This window comes from Kosmotoga pacifica (assembly GCF_001027025.1).
GTDB lineage: Bacteria > Thermotogota > Thermotogae > Petrotogales > Kosmotogaceae > Kosmotoga_B > Kosmotoga_B pacifica.
In genome coordinates, this window is sequence record NZ_CP011232.1 from 1632449 (window position 1) to 1647672 (window position 15224).

Below are 15224 nucleotides of genomic sequence, written 5' to 3' on the forward strand. Positions count from 1 at the left end.
TCCATGATTTTCACTCCACAATGTGTTTTGCCTATCATAACAGAAATACCTCTGGATAGTCAAGTTACAAAAGCGTTGCAAACATCAATCAAAATCGCATCGACCCCAACGTCTGTGATAAAATAAATCAAACTTTTTCTGAGAGGTTACCTATTTGAGAATGCTAAAAAAGGCGGATCGTTTAGCCATTTACAGAGGATTCATCATTTTCTTTCTTTCATTCGCGCTTTCTTTGTGCGGTTTTTACTACCTTAACAGGGCGCGTCTGGTTGAAAGCGTTGATACCAGCGGACGTTATGTTGAACTTAGCGTAAATCTCATTGCTGATAAACTCTCCAGCGGTTATTTTCAATGGACCGCGTTTTACACTGCGGTGTTGAAAAATGATACAGAATTCATAGAGGAATTTTTTCAAGAAATCCTCGATGGGACCCCTTATGTTAAGGATATAGAATTGATCGATAGACCTGAGTGGTTCAGTGAAAGAGAGAGCGAAAAAGAGATTTACAGGATTTCTTCCAAAGAAGGGGTTCTATATGTGCTTTTCAACATCTACGATGATTTCCTCGAAGTAGTTGCGCCTGAAAAGGTTGTTAAAGCAATTATCGACGTAGCGCCTATTCTGACTGGCTACGGATTCGATGGTGGAGCCGTTGAACTTTCGAATACCGGTTCCCCTTACGTTTATGGACTGAATTATCGTATTGTAAAAGTGCGTCTTGGACTCATTCATTACTTTAGTGCCTTCGTCATTAGCCTTCTTGTTGTTCTGGCAGTTGAGTTTCTTATCGCCAGTCAAATGTACCACCATTACCACGGAAGTGGTCTGGAAAATATCGTCGCACTTTTTGAGCAAAGAGACGCCTACACAGCAAACCATTCGAGAAAAGTGGCAACCCTTGCCACCTATATCGGTAAAAAATGCGGTCTGAAGCGACGAGATCTTAGAGTATTGAAAAATGCTGCCCTGCTGCACGACATCGGAAAGATCAGTGTTCCCGAAAGTATATTGAACAAGAAGGGAAAACTTTCCGATGAAGAGTTTGAGGTTATAAAAAAGCATCCCGTAATCTCCGCTAATGTGATAGAAAATATTTCACAACTGAAGGAGCTTATTCCCGTAGTGCTATACCACCATGAAAGGCTCGATGGGAGCGGTTATCCTGCAGGTCTGAAGAACGATGAAATTCCGTTGCTTTCGCGAATACTCGCTGTTGCTGATGTCTTCGACGCCCTTACAAGTGATAGAGCCTATCGTTCAGCCCTTGATCCCGAAGTAGCCATAAAAGTTATGAAGAATATGCCCATCGACAGGTTTTTCTTAATGATAATTGAAGAAAACCTGTACGAAATAGTAGAGATACTCAAGTTTGAAGGTGAAAGAAAAGATTATGGGAAGAGGAGGGTGAGCGCGTGAACATCAAGATCAGACCCATGGAACTGGAGGATTTTGCCGCGTGGGCAGAAATCAGAAACCTGCCCCTCGCTAGTTCTTTTACTCTCGGAATTCCCTACATTTCAAAGGAAGAAGCGAAAAAACGGGTAGAGGCGGCTGTTTCTGATAGAAGTGTTGTGAACATAGTTGCTGAAGTCGACGATAAGGTAGTGGGTTTTGCGGGCATCCACTTTAAAAGAGGTAGAAGAAGACACACCGCAGAAATCGGCATGATGGTGCATGACGGTTATCAGGGGAAGGGCATAGGTACGGAGTTGATGAAGAGATTGATAGACCTTGCGGACAACTGGTACAACATTCATCGTATTCAGCTAGAAGTATATGTTGATAACGAACGCGCCATACGTCTCTATAAAAAATTTGGTTTCGTAATAGAGGGTACCCTTAAAGATTTTGCTTTCAGAAACGGAAAGTATGTAGACGCTTATGTAATGGCGAGGATAAAAGATTGATATCTCTAACCTCTTAACCTCTTCTGGGATTTCCTGCAGCACGAAACATTGACTTTTTGTTTCTATAATTTCTTTTTCGTGTAACGATAGTGTATAAAATCACATGCTTTTCGGTATTTTTAACATGAAAGAAGTTTGGATACCGAGGGTGAGTATGATATCATAGTGGAAATTTATTATATGGAGAGAAAAATGGAGAAAGCGAAAATAACAGTTAATTTTTATGAGAAATATTTTGTTATGAACATGTATTGGTATATTTTCGGTCGAGACCGGCCGATATGTCGTTTGGTATAAGATATCCATCGGCCGGTGAAGTTCACCGGCCGTTTCTTTTTTATAGAAAATCCAGGGAGGTGTTTGCATGAAAAAGGTTCTGGTTCTCTTTATTCTTTTATTGAGTGTGCTTTCTCTTGCTACTGTAAAGATCGGTGTTGTATTACCAATGACCGGCGGAATCGCCGCATTTGGAAGAATGGTATGGGAAGGTGTGGAGATTGCCCATGAACTCTTTCCAGAGGTAAACGGTGAACCTATTGAACTCACAATCTTTGACAACAGAAGCGACAAAATTGAAGCTGCCAACGCTGTAAGAAGAGCTATCGAAGTGGGAAATGTCAACGCGATTCTCGGTGAAGTCGCGAGCTCTTACAGTCTCTCGGGCGGTGCGGTTGCTGAAGAAAAGAAGACCCCAATGGTTTCACCTGCTTCAACAAACCCCCTTGTAACTTCTGGTAAGGAATACGTTTCGAGGGTCTGTTTCATCGATCCCTTCCAGGGCTGGGCCGCAGCGGTCCTTGCACATGATAAGCTTGGTATCAGGAATGTGGCTATTTTCATGGATGTTGAACAGGATTACGCTGTCGGCCTGGCAAATTATTTTATGGAAACATTTCAGGGGTTAGGTGGCCATGTTTTCTTCGAGTATTACAAGAGTGGTGATCAGGATTTTACTGCACAGATTTCCGATGCTATGATGACGGGTGCCGAGGCATTCTTCATCCCCGGATATTATCAAGAAATTGCTTTAATCGCTATTCAAGCCAGACAACTCGGTTTCTTTGGTCCGCTAATAACCGGGGACGGTGCCGATGCTCCTGAAACCATCACCATCGGTAGAGAAGCTGTTAACGGACTTTATTTTACAACGCATTACCATTCAGATAGTCCCGTGTTCACTGAAAATGCAAAGCTTTTCCTCGAGAAATACAGGGAAAAATACGGAAAAAACCCCGCGGCTCTAAGTGCTCTGGGTTTCGATGCATACCTCGTAATAAGGGATGCAATTGCTCGTGCAGGAAGCCTTGATAGAGACGCAATCGCACAGGCGATCAGAAGAACAAAGAACTTTGCTGGTGCCACGGGAATTATCAATATAGACGAAAACGGTAATGCTATTAAATCCGTTGCTATTGTGAAGATTGAGGACGAGCAGTTCAAGTACGATACAACTATAAATCCGCAATGATTCGGGGGGATAGCCCCCCGTTTCATTTATGACTATAATCGGAGGTGACCTGCTTGAACCTTTTCACATTTCTTCAGAACCTTGTAAATGGCCTTAGTTTGGGTTCACTTTATGCTCTCATTGCTATCGGATATTCTATGGTATATGGAATACTCAGGTTGATAAACTTCGCCCACGGCGATGTTTTTATGATGGCTGTGTACTTTGCTTTCTTCCTCGTTACACTGGGGAAGGTCCCGTGGTTAATTTCCTTTACCCTTGCCATACTTGCTGCCGCACTTTTAGGATTTGCGATTGATAGGGTCGCCTATAAACCTATAAGAAACGCACCCAGAATTTCGGCATTGATAACCGCTATTGGAGTTTCGTTTTTCCTCGAGAGCTTTGCCGTTGTTGTGTTTTCTGGAATACCGCGCTCTTTCAGAAACATTTATCCAGGGTTCCTGAACAATATGATAATCCTTGGAGGACATGAAGAAGTTAAATATGGCCGAAATGTTATTGTGGGAGGACTCCGTATCCCGGTCGTCTCTTTAGTCATTCTTGGCGTCACTGCACTTGCGCTTGTGATACTGTGGTGGATCGTATATAAAACAAAAATCGGTATGGCTATGAGAGCAGTTTCGGTGGATATCCCTACGACTTCTCTGATGGGCGTTAATGTCGATATGGTTATTGGTTTCACATTTGCCCTCGGTTCCGCCCTTGCTGCTGTAGGAGGTCTCCTGTGGGCAACAAGATATCCTCAGCTATGGCCATATATGGGATTCATGCCGGGATTAAAAGCTTTTATTGCGGCGGTGTTTGGAGGGATCGGTTCAATACAAGGTGCCGTGGTAGGTGGGTTCCTCCTAGGATTAACAGAAATCATGTTGGTGGGATTCTTTCCAAAGATGGCCGGGTATCGTGACGCCTTCGCATTCCTCATCTTGATATTAATTCTTTCCATCAAGCCCGAGGGCCTGCTCGGAAAGAAATCAGCTGTAAAGGTGTGATGCCCATGAAACTGTCTAACAAAACCAACTTCATACTTACCGTGGTTTTCGTCGCTTTTGTCTGGTTGGGTCTTTATCTTATCAACGATAATATGAACTCATATATGGTGAGGATAATTTCTCTTATTGGAATTTACGGAATAATGGCTGTAAGCTTGACTTTAATAAACGGTATCACTGGTATATTTTCACTTGGGCATTCTGGATTTATCGCCCTTGGTGCGTATGCTTCGGCATTATTGACCATGTCTATTCAGCAGAAGGAGGTCACATTCATTCTCGATAAGGTAATCTGGCCTTTGAATTCTATTCAGATTCCTTTTCTGCCGGCAACATTGATAGGCGGTGTTATCGCAGCTGCTTTCTCATTTTTCATAGGCTGGCCATCTTTAAGACTTTCAGGTGATTATCTCGCCATAGCCACGCTTGGTTTCAGCGAGATAATAAGGATACTTGTCATAAACCTAAGGTCTGTCACAAATGGGGCCCTCGGTCTAAAGGGTATTCCTCAGTATACAAATGTCTGGTGGTCATGGGCCTGGCTTTTTGTAACGGTGGTTTTCATTGGGAGCCTTGTTAATAGCAGCTACGGTAGAGCTTTGAAGGCTATTAGGGAAGATAAGGTAGCGGCTGAAGCCATGGGCATTAATGTTTTCAAACATCAACTGCTCGGTTTTGTAATCGGTGGATTTTTCGCTGGTATATCGGGCTCTCTTTATGCTCACTGGTTAACCACAATTGATCCAAGGACAACATCCATTGGTGTTATGTTAACTTTCAATATCCTGATCATGATTGTCATAGGAGGTTTAGGGAGCATATCAGGTGCCATAATCGGTGCTGGACTTTTTGCAGTTCTCACCGAATGGCTCAGGTTCCTCGAAGAACCCATGAAGATATTCACTTACAGATTTTCCGGAATTCCAGGTCTGAGAATGCTCGTGTTCTCAGCTATGTTTGTCATTGTGATGATCTTCTGGCCAAGAGGTATTATGGGACGCAAAGAACTAACATGGAACAACATTTATTCCTGGTTACGACGTGGTGGAAGGGGTGGTAGCAGTGAGTGAAATCCTTAAGCTCGACCACGTGACGATGAAGTTCGGAGGTTTGGTGGCTGTCAACGATTTTAACAACTATGTCAGAGAAGGCGAAATACTCGGTCTTATAGGTCCAAACGGTGCTGGAAAGACCACAGTCTTTAATGTTGTCACCGGTGTTTATTACCCTACCGAGGGCAGAGTTTTTTTCAATGGTCTTGATATCACTCAGTTGAAGCCCCACCACATTACTCACCTCGGGATATCAAGGACCTTCCAGAACATAAGGCTTTTTCAGGATATGACAGTATTAGAAAACGTAATGGTTGCACAACATCATGAGCTGGCAACGAAAGATGCGGAGAAATATCTCCAGAAAATAGGAAGAAATAAGTATGGTGCCAGCAATTTTTGGTTCTGGAAGAGTGTCCTCAAACTTGGATATATGAAGAAAGAGAAAGAGATAAAAGACAAAGCATACAGCATACTGAAAAAGCTGGGGCTTGAAAAGCTGGCTGATGAAAAAGCCAGTTCCCTCCCTTACGGGGAGCAGAGATTGCTGGAAATTGCCAGGGCGTTAGCTACTGATGCGCAACTGCTTTTGCTCGATGAACCTGCAGCCGGTATGAATCCCTCTGAGAGCCAACAACTCGTCCAGCTTATTAAGTGGATAAGAGATGAATTTAAAGTCACTGTTTTCCTCATTGAACATGATATGAAAGTGGTCATGGGGCTTTGTGAGAGAATACTCGTGATGGACTACGGTGTCCTCATCGCTGAAGGCGCACCTGAAGAAATCCAGCGAAATGAAAAGGTTATAGAGGCTTACCTTGGAGAGGAGTGGTCTCATGTCGCAAAATGACGATGTAATTCTCAAAATCGAAGGGCTAAAGGTTAATTATGGGGCCATAAAAGCGATCAAGGGAATAGACCTTCAGGTACCAAAAGGAAAGATCGTGACGATGATCGGAGCAAACGGTGCCGGAAAGACCACAACGCTTTCAGTGATAAGTGGGCTTGTCAAAGCTGCCAGTGGAAAAATTTTTTTTGAGGGTACGGACATAACAAACCACAATCCCCACGTTATAAACAAGATGGGTATATCCCTAGTACCTGAAGGAAGGAGGGTTTTCTCTAACCTCACTGTTAGAGAGAACCTCTTGATGGGAGCTTACAACAGAAAAGGCGATAGTGTTGAAGAGGATTTAGAATGGGTTTTTGAGCTTTTTCCGAGATTGAAGGAGCGAATAAACCAACTGGCTAATACTCTTTCCGGTGGCGAACAACAAATGCTCGCAGTGAGCAGGGCACTCATGTCAAGACCAAAGCTTATGATGATGGACGAACCTTCTTTGGGACTGGCACCCATGCTTGTCAAGGAAGTGTTCGAGGTCATTCAAAAAATAAACGGCGAAGGAACCACCATTCTTCTGATCGAACAGGACGCCGCGGTGGCCCTGAAGACTTCACACTATGGCTATGTTCTTGAAACCGGAAGGATAACTCTCCATGGACCATCGCAGGAATTGCTACAAAACGACGAAGTGAGGAAGGCATACCTCGGACTTTAGTTTAAGATATGAAAAAAGAAATCTGGCACAGGCCAGATTTCTTTTTTTGTTAAGTAGTAGTCAATTTTCCAAAGAGTGGTACAGCAAGGGATAGTGTAATAACCGAGAAAATCAACAGAACTATCACGTCGCCAGATATGTTCGAGAGCGTACCTCCGAGTATCATTACCTTTCTAAGAGCATCCGCGGCGTATGTTAACGGAAAGAACTTCGACAGGGACTGCATGAAAGACGGCATCTGATTTACCGGGAAGAATACCCCTGACAGAAACATCATCGGGAACATGAGCGTGGTAAGCATCATCTGACTCGTTTCCTGGTCGGGTGCACTGGCTGTAACGATTATACCCACGCCGATAAAACTCATAATTCCCAACACGAGAACAAAGAGTGCGAGAAGTATTGAACCCTGGACTGTTGCGCCAAACAGCAATATCGCTATCAGCAGGATGATGATTGCTTGCAGTATACCTCTGATGCTTTGTGCTAAGGTCTTTCCAAGCACAACTGAATAGCGGGGGATCGGTGTTGTGAGAATACCATCGAGGGTTCCACGCTCTTTCTCCGTAGTAATCGCAGCTGCAAGACCATTTACCACACTCATTATCGCAACCATCGCCATTATCCCCGGAGCCATGAAGCTGTAGTAGTTGAACTCTCCACCGCCGGGATTTTCCATTTCCAGGGTGAACTTTCCACCGATGCTCCCCATGGAACTTCCAATACTGGTGGTGATACCCTGTGCTGCCGCCATAGCTATTTGTGGATTGGAAGGGCTCGGAATAAGTCTGACTTTTATTTCTTCCTTTCTTAACATAGCACTCAGAAAACCTTCCGGAATTACCATAGCAACATCAGCCTTTTCGTCCAGAAGGGCCTGCCTTAGTTCTTCCTCGCTATCTACAAAAAAGAAATTATCCAGTCCCTTGCTCTCCATCAATTTCCTGAACCCACTGTCCTGCGAATAAATCACGACTTTCACGTTTGTCCCGGCTTGAATTTTTGGGAAGATGTAACCGGTCATGAGCATCATGAATATGGGCATGATGAGGAAAGCGAATATGGCGATTCTACTTCTGAAGAAGTATTTTAGGTCTTTGATAGCGATCAGTAAAGCGTACTTCATGAATGCATCCTCCTTCTCACAAACCGGGCTTTTTTCACTTCCTGATCTCGCATTTCGTGACCGGTCAACTTAATAAATACATCTTCGAGGGTTGGTTCGACGGTTCTAATAGCCCTTATATGAAGGGAGCGCTTCGACAGGAAGTCGGTGATGAAAGCAACTGGGTTATCACAGTTCATGATTATCCTTATCTCTTCCGGTGATCTACTGGACACCTTTCGCACGCAATCGAAAGCTTCTAGCTCTTCAGTGATTTTACCGTTCATGTTCGGTATCTCTATGTCCAGAACTTCGTCACTAGACTCTTTCAACATCCGCTTCAGATTTTTTGGAGTATCGAGAGCGATGATTTTTCCGTGGTCTATGATGGCTATCCTGTCTGAAAGCATATCGGCTTCAGTCATTATATGGGTCGTTAAAATCACGGTTCTGCCTTCACTGTTTATTTTTCGGATGAATTCCCTGATTGTCCTTGTCGTTTGTGGGTCGAGCCCCAGTGTGGGTTCATCAAGAAAGATTATTTTTGGATCGTGTAATAGTGCTCTGATTACATTGATTCTCTGACGCATACCCGTTGAAAACTTACCGACCATAGTGTCTTTCCATTTCAGCATATCTACCATTTCAAGGAGCTCTAAACATCGCTTTCTAGCTCTTTTTTTATCCATTCCGTTTAGTCTCGCGAAAAACATAAGGTTTTCCATGGCTGTTAGCCTGTCGTAGAGAATAGTTTTTTCCGAGACAAGCCCTATCTTTTCCCTAACTCTCGATGGTTCTTTTGAGATGTCGTAACCAGCCACCAATGCAGTACCCGAGGTTGGACGAGTTAAAGTTGTCAACATTCGAATGGTTGTTGATTTACCAGCGCCATTTGGCCCAAGAAGACCAAATATCTCACCTTCCTGAACTTCAAAGGATACGTTGTCAACTGCTAGAACTTCCTTGAAGCGTTTTGAGAGTCCCTTAGCTTCGATCACTTTCATTTTCTCTCACCTCATTTATCCTTACTTCAAGGGTTTTTATGAGATTTTCTATTTCTGAGATTACTTCTGTAATATGGTCAGCACGCTTCCAATTGACTTTACTGATTTTATAAAATAACTTCTTCAATTCTTTTCTGACCTCAGGTGGGACTTTACGAAATTCTTTGAAAGGCGCTTCTACGTCTTTCTTTACACCCGCGAATTTTGCAATTGACTCTATAAACTGTTGATGACTCCTCACGGTTTCTTTATATTGCTTCATGAGTTGTTGATGGACTTCAAGCCCCTTTTCAGTGGGTGAGTAGAGTTTTTTCTTACCCTCATTTGTTGAGAAAACCAGCCCTTCAGCGACCAGTTTCTTCAAAATGGGATAGATTGAACCTGGTGAAGGTTTGAAACCGGTTTTCTCTTCGATTAATTCCATTATCCTGTAACCATGCACCGGGTAATTGCTTGCCACAGTGTCCATTACAGCGAATTTTAAAAATCCTGTATGCATGGTATATCACCTCCGATATATCGTTATCGATATAATAATTTAATTTCTGCACATAGTCAATAACCTATCCCGACAAAAACATAATTTGTTTCATAGAAGAAACGTAATTGAAAATAACAATGATGTAAAATAATAATGATAGAAATACCCCCCCGGGGGGTGGTGGAGGTGATGTGATGCATAAAATGGACAAGCATCCTGAAGAAAATGCTAAAGGAAAGGTTGAAAAAATGGATCATTCCCACGCTCATAGCCATGATCATTCCCACATTCATAATCATGATGAGAAAAGCAAAAGCTCTGATATGAATCACTCTCACCACCAGCATATGTTGTTAGATTTCAAAAAAAGATTTTTCGTTTCGTTGATACTCACAGTTCCTGTGTTGTTACTTTCTCCTTTTTTTCAAAAAGTGTTGGGATACAGTTTAACCTTTTCTGGTGATAGATATGTGCTTTTTGCTTTAGCAATGGTTGTTTATATTTACGGAGGGGCCCCGTTCATTAGAGGTGCTCGTAAGGAACTTTTATCGAAACAACCTGGAATGATGACACTGATTGGTATGGCAATAAGTGTCGCATTTTTTTATAGCGCTGCAGTGACTTTGGGAATAAGTGGGAAGACATTTTACTGGGAATTAGTTACACTTATCGATATTATGCTCCTTGGCCACTGGATAGAAATGCGCTCCGTGATGGGAGCATCAAGGGCTCTCGAAGAACTCATCAAACTCATGCCTGTCGAAGCTCACCTTATCACTCCTGATGGCATTAAAGACGTGTCGATGCAAGAAATAAAGCCTGGAGATATGGTTCTGGTAAAACCAGGGGAAAAAATACCTTCAGATGGTGTTGTTATCGAAGGATCAAGTAATGTAGATGAATCAATGCTTACGGGTGAATCAAAACCAGTTTTTAAAAGGCCTGGAGCTGAAGTAATCGGTGGGTCGATAAATCATGATGGTGCTTTGAAAATTGAAATAAGAAGCACTGGCAAAGACACGTATCTGATGCAAATTGTCGAACTTGTGAAACAGGCTCAAACAACTAGATCGAAAACTCAGGATCTGGCAAATAAAGCAGCTTTTTGGTTAACGATAATCGCTATTACCGCGGGTTTTTCCACACTTGGAATCTGGATTGCGCTAGGGAAACCTCTACTTTTCGCACTGGAGAGAATGGTCACGGTCATGGTAATAACCTGCCCTCACGCTCTTGGCCTGGCGGTGCCGCTTGTTGTCTCAGTTTCGACTTCTAAATCAGCGAGGAAAGGGATACTCATAAGAGATCGAAAAGCCTTTGAAAGAATAAAGGACGTCGATGTTGTGATTTTTGACAAAACCGGTACCCTCACAGAGGGAAATTTCGAAGTTACTGATGTTGTGAGCCTTTCGAACATCCAGGAAACTGAAATCATAAAACTTGCTGTTTCTCTCGAGGCAAATTCAGAACACCCGATTGCCCGGGCTATCGTTAGATACGGTGAAAGCAAAAATATAAAGCCCGAAAAAGTCATCGATTTTGCTGCCATACCTGGAAAGGGAGCAAAAGGTCGAATGGATGCATCTGAGTATTGGATTGTAAGTCCTAATTACATCGCTGAACAGGGCATTGAATTTAACAATGAGAGAATTATGAATTTGCTGAATAGCGGTAAAACAGTGGTTTTTCTGATGGATGACAACACCGTTATCGGTGCAATTGCGTTGGGAGACAAGGTGCGTCCTGAGTCCAGAAAAGCTATTGCTGAACTTCATAAATTGGGGATAAAAGCGTACATGTTGACTGGAGACAATAAAGCTGTGGCGAAGACCGTGGCGGACGAGCTCAAAATGGATGGCTATTTTGCTGAGGTCCTTCCCCATGAAAAAGCGATGAAAGTAAAAGAACTGGCAAAAAAATACATCGTTGCAATGGTAGGCGATGGTATCAATGACGCTCCCGCACTGGTTGAAGCGCACGCGGGTATAGCCATAGGAGCGGGAACGCAAGTTGCAATTGAAAGCGCAGATATAGTTCTATCAAGAAACAATCCTGAAGACGTGGTGGAAACTATCACACTTTCAAAAGCAACTTACAGAAAGATGATGCAAAACCTGATTTGGGCGACGGGATACAATGTGGTAGCAATTCCACTGGCTGCTGGAGCACTCTATTCCATTGGAGTCCTTTTAAGTCCTGCAATGGGGGCTGTTCTGATGAGTCTAAGTACGGTGATAGTTGCCATAAACGCAAGACTTTTGAAGGCTTGAGGTGCTGAATGGGAGCAAAAGAGAAGTATAACAGGTTTTCTCGTATTTACGATTTTTTTGAAGGCGCGATGGAAAAGAGGGTGTTTTCTAAATATAGAACGCTACTCATGTCAAAACTCCCTCGTGGCGCGAAAATTCTTGAAATTGGAATTGGAACCGGGAAGAATATCCCATATTACCCACCGGATGTGGAAGTAATCGGGATAGATTTCAGCCCTGGTATGCTGGAAATTGCCAGGAAAAGAATGAACGCATTCCGGGGGAAACGACTGACTTTTTTAGAAATGGATGCTCAGAATATGAGTTTTTCTGACAACACCTTCGACGCAGTAATTTCTACTTTTGTTTTTTGCACAGTTCCAGACCCCATCAAGGGCCTGAAAGAAGCAAAACGAGTATTGAAAATAGGAGGCAAAGCTATTTTTCTGGAACACATGAGAAGCGAGAACAGCTTTATAAATGTTTTTCTGTATCTGGTAAATGTTGTTACCAAACCTCTTTTAGGTACTAGCACCGTTCGTGATACGAAGGCGAACATTTTACGTGCAGGTTTTGAAATAGAGGAAGAAATTCATCTAGCTTCTGATGTTGTCAGAATGTTCATTTGCACAAAAAGGAGGTGATTCAATGAAAGTCCTTGTAATTCTTTCAGTGGTGGTATTTCTGGTATTTAGTATTACAATCATTGCTCATGGTTTCGGTTTTTTTGGATGGGATAGCATGTGGAATGGGCGAGACACTGATGAGCATAATGAACTGGTTTCCCAGATCAAACTAACTATTATCGAAGTTTCGGATGAACTGCCAATTGCGCTTGCTGAGGATGCAAGTGGAACTTTATATCTATTGAACTTCAATGCAATGCTACCTTACATGAAAGATTTTCGCCCATATGAAGGTCTAGTGCTCGACGTCGAAGGGATCGAAATGAATATGGGTTTGGAAAGAACAAAGAGCCTTATGGTTGTATCCATCGTTACCGATGGAGAAGTTCTTGAAATCCCTGAAGAATATATGTTATGGGTTGAAAAACATTACGAAGAAATGTATGAGCACATGGGTAACTGGATGCATTTTCCGGCTTTTGGAATGCCATGTCATTGAAAGGAGGAATTTAAATGTTACCCGAAATAACTAAGGACATGACACTGAACGACATCATGAACCTTCACACAAGATTGTATGAAGAGATCGGAAAGCTGGGTTTTGATATTTGCTGCGCAAAAATGGACACCCTGGAAGATGCCTGTAAGAAAAAAGGACTGGATCTTCAAAACGCATTAAGGACTCTGAATGCTGTTGTTGAGGAAATGAATGAAATCGAACGAATTATTCGCGAAGCCCAATAATAAAAAAAGGCACCGTAAAGGTGCCTTTAAAATCGGTTACCTTCTATCTTAAGGGGGTAATTCATATATTTTGACTTTTATTTCACAAAAAAGTTCATTTAAAATCTTTGACTTGGAACTTTGTTGTATAGGTGTTCATGTCTATAAATTTCTGATAACTGAGTTCCCAAAGGTCCAATTCTAGTTCGATTTCCAGGTTTTCATTAAGTACTTTTAAGAGTTCAAGTTTTTCTTCGTTGGACGGTTCTTTCGGAAGGAAGTAGCCTATACTGAGATGGGGTTTTAGCGGATTATGCAGCTTCACAACTCTTTGGAATAACCTGAAGAGGTTTAGCAGAATTCTAAAGTCCTTCTCTGCCGAGGGAATGAACAATACAGCAATCCCGATAGGCGGCCCCATGAAGCCGATGGATTTCAGAGCTATCCTGCTTTGGTCTGGGTGTTCATTAAGGTACATGGCAAGTTCTTTAAGAATATGATGGCACAGCAAACTGGATTGTTCGATCATCTTATCTAGTTTGTTTTTTTCTTCGATATCGATTTCATTGTTGAGATCGTGCAGTGTAATGTGAAAGTATTCAGGTTCTAATGGCTTTGCCAGGGACTTGCCGGTCCTTTGGTAAAGTTTTTCCTGTATTTTCACAAATACTTCACGCTGTTTTACGGGAAATACAACTGTATCTCCTTTAAAAGGTGTATATTCGCCTCTGCTGTTTACCTTTTTTGTCAGATTGGGAATTACGGGCCAGGGTGTTGAATCCTGCAAAAATTTTAGAGCAGTTTCTTTCTCGTCCATGAGATACTTCAAATAGTCCTGATAATTGAGTATAGTTCCGTTGAAATGCACTTCTTTTAATAATTCCACAGATAACATCCTTTCATACAGATTGCCTCTCCACTATCCGGGGTGTCAGAATGATTCTCTTTGGTGTTTTTTCTTTTGAATGCATCATTTCGATTAAAAGATTGACAGCCTGGTCGGAGAATTTCTCGACGTTCTGATCGATAGAAGTTAGGGGTGGGTACATATACTCGCTGGAAGGCAGGTTATCTATGCCAAGAACGGCGACATCTTCAGGGATTTTTAATCCTTTCTCCCGGATGGCCCTATATGCTCCAAGGGCCTTTTCATCACCTGAAATAAAAAAGGCATCAACTGTAGCCCGGGACAATAATTCGTGAGTCTTTTCATAGATTCCCTTTATAGTAGATATTCCGTAGAAAACGCTGTGGGTTACCCCATGCTTCTTACATGCTTCTTCAAATCCCTGAGCCCTATCACGGTTTACGTTGAAAACCTTTGGTCCCAGGAAGAAAACTATATTCTTATAGCCTTTGTTTATGAGATATTCCGCCCCGATAAAACCCACAAGGTAGTTATCGAGGTCGACAAAAGATGTGTCAGTAAAGTCCATGTCCTTACCGATGATGATGAACGGAATGTTATTTGCCCTCAAATATTTGACTCTGCAATCTTTTGAAATGACATCAAACATGATAGCCCCATCAGCTAGCCCGCTCTTGAGCAAATGAAAACCGTCCGTGTCGTTGCTTATTGTTTCTTCGCCAGAGGATGGAGAAAGAATGACTTTATAACCTCTGTCCTTCAACTTCACCATGATACTTTTTAACATGAGATCATGCCATTCGTTCCAATACTTACCTTTCCTCCTGTCGATAAACAGGATCACCGTTCTGGTCTCACTGTTCCTCAAGGCTTTTGCGAGGAGGTTCACGCTGTAATTGTGTTCTTCAATGACCTGGAGAATTTTTCTGCGCGTCTCTTCCTTGACGTTGGGTGCGTTGTTGATGACTCGCGAGACAGTTTTTATTGAATAGCCAGTGAGTTTCGCGATATCGGTTATTGTAACTTTTTTCATAGTACCACCCTTTATTGACAACATTGTCATTATCAACTACATTATTATAGTATAAATTAAAAAAAGTATGAAATCCGACCATATTCAAATAGCAACAATAATAGGCTACAAAAAGGTCTATTTAATAATATTTGCTGATTATTACCGATAATC

At 42.3% G+C, this 15224-nt stretch carries 16 protein-coding genes; 11 read left to right on the top strand and 5 right to left on the bottom strand.

Annotated elements, in window-relative coordinates; translation table 11 throughout:
• Nucleotides 1–160: 160 nt before the first annotated feature.
• The 7 genes from IX53_RS11060 to IX53_RS07655 all read left to right on the top strand — a co-directional run bounded on the left by IX53_RS11060 (nt 161) and on the right by IX53_RS07655 (nt 6982).
• A complete protein-coding gene (locus tag IX53_RS11060; protein ID WP_245612787.1) occupies nt 161–1417 on the top strand; it encodes an HD-GYP domain-containing protein in 1257 nt (418 codons plus the stop codon).
• Entirely contained in the window at nt 1414–1908 is a 495-nt protein-coding gene (locus IX53_RS07630) for a GNAT family N-acetyltransferase (RefSeq protein ID WP_047754841.1), read from the top strand. Before IX53_RS11060 ends, IX53_RS07630 begins: the two co-directional genes overlap by 4 nt.
• Nucleotides 1909–2272: 364 nt before the next feature.
• Nucleotides 2273–3376 carry an ABC transporter substrate-binding protein gene (locus IX53_RS07635; RefSeq protein ID WP_047754842.1) on the top strand — a complete coding sequence of 368 codons (1104 nt, stop codon included), beginning with the start codon at nt 2273–2275 and terminating at the stop codon, nt 3374–3376.
• A 53-nt stretch (nt 3377–3429) separates the two neighbouring features.
• Nucleotides 3430–4371, top strand: coding sequence for a branched-chain amino acid ABC transporter permease (locus tag IX53_RS07640; RefSeq protein ID WP_047754843.1), 942 nt, complete (start codon nt 3430–3432; stop codon nt 4369–4371).
• Complete coding sequence (locus IX53_RS07645; RefSeq protein WP_047754844.1) at nt 4371–5441, top strand: branched-chain amino acid ABC transporter permease; 1071 nt, start codon at nt 4371–4373, stop codon at nt 5439–5441. The genes IX53_RS07640 and IX53_RS07645 overlap by 1 nt, the downstream gene beginning before the upstream one ends.
• 25 nt (nt 5442–5466) lie before the next feature.
• Complete coding sequence (locus tag IX53_RS07650; protein ID WP_047755545.1) at nt 5467–6273, top strand: ABC transporter ATP-binding protein; 807 nt, start codon at nt 5467–5469, stop codon at nt 6271–6273.
• Nucleotides 6260–6982 carry an ABC transporter ATP-binding protein gene (locus tag IX53_RS07655; RefSeq protein ID WP_047754845.1) on the top strand — a complete coding sequence of 241 codons (723 nt, stop codon included), beginning with the start codon at nt 6260–6262 and terminating at the stop codon, nt 6980–6982. Before IX53_RS07650 ends, IX53_RS07655 begins: the two co-directional genes overlap by 14 nt.
• A 49-nt stretch (nt 6983–7031) precedes the next feature.
• Here the strand turns inward: IX53_RS07655 and IX53_RS07660 are convergent, their stop codons facing one another.
• Genes IX53_RS07660 through IX53_RS10625 form a run of 3 tightly spaced genes read right to left on the bottom strand, consistent with a single transcriptional unit; the run spans nt 7032 to nt 9590 of the window.
• Nucleotides 7032–8108 carry an ABC transporter permease gene (locus tag IX53_RS07660; RefSeq protein ID WP_047754846.1) on the bottom strand — a complete coding sequence of 359 codons (1077 nt, stop codon included), beginning with the start codon at nt 8106–8108 and terminating at the stop codon, nt 7032–7034.
• A complete protein-coding gene (locus IX53_RS07665; RefSeq protein ID WP_047754847.1) occupies nt 8105–9091 on the bottom strand; it encodes an ABC transporter ATP-binding protein in 987 nt (328 codons plus the stop codon). Before IX53_RS07665 ends, IX53_RS07660 begins: the two co-directional genes overlap by 4 nt.
• Complete coding sequence (locus IX53_RS10625; RefSeq protein ID WP_053001252.1) at nt 9072–9590, bottom strand: PadR family transcriptional regulator; 519 nt, start codon at nt 9588–9590, stop codon at nt 9072–9074. The genes IX53_RS07665 and IX53_RS10625 overlap by 20 nt, the downstream gene beginning before the upstream one ends.
• 176 nt (nt 9591–9766) lie before the next feature.
• Here IX53_RS10625 and IX53_RS07675 point away from each other — a divergent pair, with 176 nt between their 5' ends.
• Genes IX53_RS07675 through IX53_RS07690 form a run of 4 tightly spaced genes read left to right on the top strand, consistent with a single transcriptional unit; the run spans nt 9767 to nt 13191 of the window.
• Complete coding sequence (locus IX53_RS07675; protein ID WP_082128524.1) at nt 9767–11842, top strand: copper-translocating P-type ATPase; 2076 nt, start codon at nt 9767–9769, stop codon at nt 11840–11842.
• Between the two features lie 8 nt (nt 11843–11850).
• Nucleotides 11851–12465, top strand: a complete 615-nt coding sequence (locus IX53_RS07680; RefSeq protein ID WP_047754848.1) for a class I SAM-dependent methyltransferase — start codon at nt 11851–11853, stop codon at nt 12463–12465.
• Between the two features lie 4 nt (nt 12466–12469).
• Nucleotides 12470–12946 (top strand): hypothetical protein, encoded by a 477-nt coding sequence (locus tag IX53_RS07685; RefSeq protein WP_047754849.1) that lies wholly within the window; start codon nt 12470–12472, stop codon nt 12944–12946.
• Between the two features lie 14 nt (nt 12947–12960).
• Nucleotides 12961–13191 carry a hypothetical protein gene (locus IX53_RS07690; RefSeq protein WP_047754850.1) on the top strand — a complete coding sequence of 77 codons (231 nt, stop codon included), beginning with the start codon at nt 12961–12963 and terminating at the stop codon, nt 13189–13191.
• Between the two features lie 94 nt (nt 13192–13285).
• Here IX53_RS07690 and IX53_RS10630 read toward each other — a convergent pair whose 3' ends face one another.
• Together IX53_RS10630 and IX53_RS07700 are read right to left on the bottom strand one after the other, a co-directional pair.
• Nucleotides 13286–14056 (bottom strand): hypothetical protein, encoded by a 771-nt coding sequence (locus IX53_RS10630; protein WP_053001253.1) that lies wholly within the window; start codon nt 14054–14056, stop codon nt 13286–13288.
• A 13-nt stretch (nt 14057–14069) separates the two neighbouring features.
• Nucleotides 14070–15071: a LacI family DNA-binding transcriptional regulator gene (locus IX53_RS07700; protein ID WP_047754851.1), complete on the bottom strand. Its 1002-nt coding sequence runs from the start codon at nt 15069–15071 to the stop codon at nt 14070–14072.
• Between the last annotated feature and the right edge of the window lie 153 nt (nt 15072–15224).